2 protein-coding genes and 1 pseudogene are annotated in these 3,577 nt (G+C 72.6%); all 3 read right to left on the reverse strand.

Annotation, left to right across the window (positions count from 1 at the left end; genetic code table 11):
* The coding region (locus tag VF330_RS36400; protein ID WP_330856286.1) for a carboxylesterase/lipase family protein at positions 1-1,207 on the reverse strand (1,207 nt) is incomplete at its 3' end.
* A 43-nt stretch (positions 1,208-1,250) separates the two neighbouring features.
* Positions 1,251-2,219, reverse strand: a complete 969-nt coding sequence (locus VF330_RS36405) for an NAD(P)-dependent alcohol dehydrogenase (RefSeq protein WP_330856287.1) — start codon at positions 2,217-2,219, stop codon at positions 1,251-1,253.
* A 65-nt stretch (positions 2,220-2,284) separates the two neighbouring features.
* Positions 2,285-3,577: pseudogene (locus VF330_RS36410) on the reverse strand (hypothetical protein); the annotation flags it as partial.

Raw genomic sequence — 3,577 nt, forward strand, 5'->3', positions numbered from 1 at the left:
CGGGGTTGCCGAACACCAGCGGCACGTCGATCCCGTGGCACGCCCCGAACGGCCCCGGCGGCGCCCAGGTCACCTCGTACAGGAACGCCCGGCCGCCACCGGCGACCTGCGCCTGCGCGAGGTGCAGCGACGGCATGCGGAACAGCCAGTCCGAGCAGACCACCTCGAACAGCTCCTCCGGGTCCGTCCGCGGGTACTCCAGGCCGGGCGCGAACACCTCCGCCGCCTGCGCGGCCTGGGCGGCCGTCACCGTGCCGAGCAGGCCCTCGATGATGGTCAGCAACCGCTGTTCGGACCTCGTGTGCCCGGCGACCAGCTCGACGTCCCGTGCCGCGCCCGCCGCGAGCGCCTCCCACGGTGTCACCGGCAGGACGTCGCCGTCGACGACCGGCGCGAACGGGATGTTCTTGTGCGCCGCCCGCCCCCACCGGCCGGTGAACTGGCCGATCTTGGCCATCACCTCGTCGCCGACCGTCGGCAGCAGCACGGGATCCACAGTGGACAGATCGGCGACCGTCGGGCGCAGGCCGAGCTCCGCCGCGCACACCGATGCGATGTCGGCGGCCAGCTCCGGCGTGAAGAACACCCCGGGAACGCTGCTCGCGATGGCCCGGTGGAACAGCCCGGCGGCGCGCGGCATGGCCAGCAACGCCGCCACCGACCCGCCGCCCGCCGACTGCCCGAACACGGTCACCCGGCCGGGATCCCCGCCGAAGGCCCGGATCTCCGCGCGCACCCACTCCAGCGCCGCGACCTGGTCGAGCAGGCCGCGGTTGGCCGGTGCTCCCTCGATCCGGGCGAACCCCTCGACGCCCACGCGGTAGTTGAACGTGACCACGACGACGCCGTCCAGCGCGAGCCGCGTGCCGTCGTACTCGGGCAGGCCGGACATGCCGACCGTGTAGCCGCCGCCCTGGATCCACACCATGACCGGCAGGTCACCGGCCAGGTCGGGCGACCAGACGTTCGCGGTCAGCCAGTCGTCCCCCGCGACACCGATGCCGTCCATGCCGAACACCTGCGCCTGCGGTGGCGGCGGGCCGAACGCCAGTGAGTCCCGCACCCCGTCCCACGACGGCACCGGCTGGGGCGCGGCGAACCGCAGCTCGCCCACGGGAGGGGCGGCGAAGGGGATGCCGCGGAAGACCTGCACACCCGATTCCACCGCACCGCGAACAGTTCCGGCGCTGACGCGCACTTCGACCATGCGCGGATCGTCGTCCCCCGCGACTCCGGAGGGCCAGCGATTTTCAGGCCGTCACGACGACCTTGGCCCGCGCGTGCTCCGACTCGACGTGCCGGATCGCGTCCGGCGCCTCGGCCAGCGGGTAGACGCGCTCGACCACCGGCACCAGCTGCCCGGACTCGGCGAGGTCCCGCAACGCCGCCAGGTTCTCCCTGCTGGGCTTGGCCTCCAGCACCACGAGCCGCTGCCGCGCGAACGAGCCGAGCAGCCTGCCCTGGATGATCAGCCGGTACGGGCCGAGCAGCACCCCGCCGGTGAAGCTGCCGCCGCCGGACAGCACCAGCACGCCGTCCGGGGTGAGCACGCTGCGCAGCTCGCCCATCCTGCGGTTGCCGACCAGGTCGAACACGACGTCGTGGCGTTCCCCGCCGCGCACGAAGTCGTCCGTCCGGTAGTCGACCACCACGTCCGCCCCCGCCGAACGGACCTGCTCGACGTTGCGCGTGCTGCACACGGCGGTCACGAACGCCTTGCGCGCCTTGGCGATCTGCACCGCCAGCAGCCCCACCCCGCCGGACGCGCCGTTGATCAGGACCTTCTGCCCCGCCCGCAGGTCGCGCAGGCCCGACCACGCGGTGTTGCCCGCCAGCGGCAACGTCGCCGTCTGCTCGAACGTCAGGTTCGCCGGCTTGTGCAGCACGAGGTCCGCGGGCACGCACACGTACTCGGCGAAGGACCCCTCGACCTCGCCGAACACCTCGTCCCCCACTTGGAGCAGCCCGCCGACGCCGGGCCCGACCGCTTCGATGACGCCCGCGAAGTCCATCCCCCTGATCCGCGACCTCGGGCCTTTCAGGCCCAGGAACAGCCGCGCGAAGTACGGGTCTCCCCGCATGATGTGCCAGTCGGCGGCGTTCACCGACGACGCCCTCACCCGCACGAGCACCTCGCCCTGAGCGGGCACCGGCCGGTCGACCTCTCTCAGTTCCAACACGTCCGCGGAGCCATATCTGTCCTGGACGATCGCCTTCATCGCGGCCTCCCTCGTTGACGGGGAAGTTAGGCGCTGCCAACGCCTTCGCACATCAGGGACGCCCCCTAGGGTCCGTTCCGGGGTGTGCGGAAGTCGGTCTCCGGCGGGTCCGGGTCGGGGTCCTCGCCGTCCAGGAGGTCGAGGAGCTTGACGTGCGTGAGGAACGCGACGAGCTCGGGCCGGCCGGTCCTGATCAGCTCCTCGTGCTGCTCGGCGGGGAAGCCGGACGACCGGCGCGAGAGGTGGTAGCCGTCGACCAGGCCCAGGTGGAGGGCGTCGAGGTTCGGGAACGACTCGGGCGCCACCACCTCGGGCGGCAGCGGCGTGCCGGTGCGGCGGTGGCAGGCGGTCCAGACGTCCTGTTCCAGGTCGAGCTCCAGCAACCGTTGCGCCGCACGGGATCGCGCCAGGTCGACCAGGCCGTCGTCGCCGATCATGTTGTCGTGCAGGCACAACTCCCACAGCTGCGGCAGCACGGGCCACTCGGCCAGCGTGCGGGCGCCCTCGGAGCGGATGCTGTTGTGGGCCAGGGAAAGGCTCTCCAGCACCGGGGCTTCCCGCGGCAGGGAAGCCAAGTCGTCGTCACCGAGCCCGCACGCGTTCATCCGCACCGTCCGCAAGGCCGGCCAGTCAGCGGAAGGCAGGCCGGCCAACGGGTTCTCGGAGACGTCCAAGGTCTCCAGCGGCAGGTCCAGCACCGTGCTCAGGCCGTCGCGGGTGAGGCCGGTCGCGGCGAGGTTCAGCGACGTCAGCCGGCTCGACCTCGCGATGACCCGTGCTCCCTCGTCGCCGATCGGCTGGACCTCCGGGTGCCAGTAGTGCGGGGAACCTCCGGTCCGGCCGCTGAGGTCGAGGTGCTCCAGCGCGGGCAGTGCGGCGAGCAGCTCGCGCACGTCGCCGGGTCCGAGGTGGTTCCGGCTCAGGTCGAGGCGCCGCAGCCGGGCCGGCTCGCCGAACGCGACCGCGCCCGTGACGCCGTGGACGGCGAGATCGCTCAGGTTCGTGATGTCCGCGCGGGAGAAGAACTCCTCGCTGGCCGCGCCGTGGAAGCCGATCGCGAGCCGGTCCAACGACGAGAGCGCAAAGCACTCCGCCAGTTCCCGTGCCTCGTCGTCACTCGCGACCAGCACCTCGGCCGACCGCAGGTCCGGTGCCAGGCCGTCGCGCAGCAGGTGGACCAGGTCGGGTGCGCGCAGCCCGGCGTGCCGCAGCCGGGCCGGCCGGTCGATGCGCACCGGCGGGAAGTCCCGCAGGTCGTCCTTCGCCCGCACCAGCACCAGGGAATCCAGCCTGGTGACCACCTCGCCGGCGAGGAACCGGGCGAGCGGCTCGGCGTCGAACGGCATCAGGCCGCCGAA

It is taken from the genome of Lentzea sp. (assembly GCF_036380075.1).
Classification (GTDB): domain Bacteria; phylum Actinomycetota; class Actinomycetes; order Mycobacteriales; family Pseudonocardiaceae; genus Lentzea.